Annotated in this window: 1 protein-coding gene; it reads right to left on the bottom strand. The window is 56.1% G+C overall.

Translation table 11 applies throughout. The features are described 5' to 3' along the window. Positions 1-513 (bottom strand): LytR C-terminal domain-containing protein (locus tag IE142_RS36080; protein WP_191889544.1); only part of this gene is annotated, 513 nt, incomplete at both ends.

Raw genomic sequence — 513 nt, 5'->3', positions numbered from 1 at the left:
TCGAAATTCCCAGCGTCTGTGCGACGTTTTCGGCGGTCGCCTTATCGGTCTCGTTCTGATACCAGACCACGGTCTGCGAAGGAACGTTTCCCGTCGGATTGCTGGCAGAAACACTGGTATACCCGACTTGGGTCAGCACGTCGGCCTTGCTTTGCGCATAACCGGTGATATTCGTCGCGTTCACGACGCGAACCTCAGTACCCGTGTTCACAGCCTGCTGCGCAGTGGCGTTATCCGTCTGCTCGGCATTCTGGCCGGCATTCTGGTCGGCGTTCTGATCATTTTGCTGCGAGTCGGTCGGCGAATCGGCATTGGATGCGTCCGTCTTATTGCCGGAAGCGGAGTCGGATTGGGACTTGGACTTGCTCTCGCCGCTCTTGCTCTTTTCGGCACTTGAAGTAGTCGAACTCTCCTGCGACGACCACGGCATCTTCAGATTGTTGATCTCCCCTGAATAAATGCTCCAGCACAGCAAACCAGCAAGCAGCGCCACAATGATGACAGTGACGTACG

The organism is Streptomyces mutabilis (assembly GCF_014649815.1).
GTDB lineage: Bacteria > Actinomycetota > Actinomycetes > Streptomycetales > Streptomycetaceae > Streptomyces > Streptomyces mutabilis.
This window is presented reverse-complemented; position numbering and strand designations above follow the sequence as displayed.